At 33.3% G+C, this 2,155-nt stretch carries 1 protein-coding gene and 1 pseudogene; both read right to left on the bottom strand.

Features of this window, described 5'->3' with window-relative positions; genetic code table 11:
• Positions 1-1,536, bottom strand: a 1,536-nt coding sequence (locus AJ930_RS02365) for a flagellin (protein ID WP_070274788.1), incomplete at its 3' end; no start/stop codon positions are given.
• A 95-nt stretch (positions 1,537-1,631) separates the two neighbouring features.
• A pseudogene (locus AJ930_RS02360) lies at positions 1,632-2,155 on the bottom strand (motility associated factor glycosyltransferase family protein); the annotation flags it as partial.

The following is a 2,155-nucleotide window of genomic DNA, read 5'->3' as shown; positions in this document are numbered from 1 at the left end:
TTGATTTTGCACTGAACCAATGTCTGCTCTGATTTGATCAAGATTTGTTATAGCAGTTTCTGCTATATCCATCACTGCCATAGCGCCTTTAAGTGTAGTTACACCTGCTGTTTCATCTTTTACACCAAGAGTATTTCCAACTGAAGTTTTCAAGGTTGCAAATTGAGATAAATTAGAACCACTAGAAAAACCTGAGCCTGCAGATACATTATAAACCGCTGAGAGTTGAGAAGCTGCAGAAACAGCTATCACATTAGCAAAACCTGTGGAATAATTTTTACCACTACCTACAGAATAACCTGAACCTGACGAAAATCCACTACCGGCACTACTCATATAAGCAGAAACGGAAGAATAACCCCCTAAAATATTACCTTTATCAACTGAGTTAAACCCCATAGCATCAGCAACATTGGCATCAATTTGACCTTTTGATTCTCTTAGAGAAACAGAAGCTTGTGAAATGAAACTACTTGCACCAAATCCAGTAGCAGTTAATCCTGTTCCACTGATTAAAATATCTTTACCATCATTTTTTACCAAAGATAAGCGACCGTAATTTTCTTTCATATTTGGATTGATAAAAGCACCCTTGCCTATATCACCTTCAATTTTAATCCCTCTACCCTCTCTTGAAGTGAGCAAAAGTTTACCATTTTCATCTATAGAGGCTTCTACTCCTGTAGTATCTTTTACAGAGTTGATTGCAGAAACTAAAGCACCATTGCTATCGCCATCTTTATATTCTATCTGGCCGATTTTTACCCCATTAATAGTAAAATCTTCAGAAGTAGTACCTTCTCTAACTGCACCCATACCTCGAGTCTCTACTGTAAAGGTAGCCCTAACACCCGTTTTATCGGCATTTTTATTGATCTCTTCAGCTAAAGCCCCAAGTCCTGTTCCAACCGAAGTTGAAATCACAACTTTTTGAAATTTAAAATCATCTATACCGTTATAGTTTTTCAAAGTAAATTGCACTTCACCACTTTCAGAAATCCTTCCTCCAGTTTCAAAGCGTGTTAAACCTATCTTAGAAGATTGGGTTGGGCCTATGGTAGCTTTAATAGTTTGATTTGAACTTGCACCGATTTGAAATTCTTGATTGATAAAATTACCACTTAAAAGTTGTTTACCATTAAATGAAGTAGTATTAGCAATATTATCAAGTTCTTCCATCAAGCGGTTAATATCTGCTTGAAGCATAGTTCTTGTTTTTAAGCTTTGTCCATCTTGAGCTGCTTGAGTTGCTTTAGTCTTGATTGTATCTAAGATCTTAAGTTGCTCATCCATAGCCTTATCTGCAGTTTGTAAGATGCCTAAAGCATCGTTACCATTTGATATAGCTTGACCTAAAGTATTAGCTTGAGATCTTAGACTATCTGCTATCGCCATACCAGAAGCATCATCTGCGGCTGAGTTGATTCTAAGACCTGAACTAAGTCTTGCAAGTGATTGATCTAATGCTTTGCTGTTTAGATCAGAGTTTGCTTTTGCATTTAATGCTGCAACGTTTGTGTTAATACGAAATCCCATTTTAAATCCTTTTAAAAAAATTCAAGCTCATCCATGAACTTGTTACATGCTATATCGTGCAATCAAAAAAATATTTTATACTTTGATGTTAAATTTTATACTTTTAATAAAGATTTGTATTTTTGCTCTAATTTTTCTATAAAATAAAGCAACCATTCATAATAAGCTTTGATATAAGCTATGATAAAATACGTTTTATCTTGTATATGAAGTTTTAATACATCAGCAATCATTTTTCCACGATAAGCGAAAGCTCCTCTTAAAACTTCATCTTGTATAAACTCATCTTCATCTAAAGAGTGATTGAAATTTTCTATATTTTGATAAACTTTTTCTAAAAATTCCAAAGGTAAAATAAAATCTTTACTGAGTATGTTTTCTAAAATTTGTTTTAAAGCTAAAGCATCGTCTAAAAATCTTTTAGCATTATCTTGATCTTTTTGTATTTTTTCTTTGAATTTAACTAGGAGTTTATCACTTCTATTTTTAGTTAAACTTTTTGGAAGTTCAAATTTAGGTTTTTCTTTTGTAAGGAGTTTTTCACAACATTCTTTAAAGGAAAGTTCTTCAGTAAAATTAATCCTTGCTCCACCTTCAGTGGCATTGTAAAATTTAGCTT

Origin of the sequence: Campylobacter sp. BCW_6871 (genome assembly GCF_001762325.1) — a bacterium.
Lineage (GTDB): Bacteria > Campylobacterota > Campylobacteria > Campylobacterales > Campylobacteraceae > Campylobacter_D > Campylobacter_D jejuni.
Note: the sequence above shows the minus strand (reverse complement) of the source record. Positions and strands in the feature narration are given on the sequence as shown.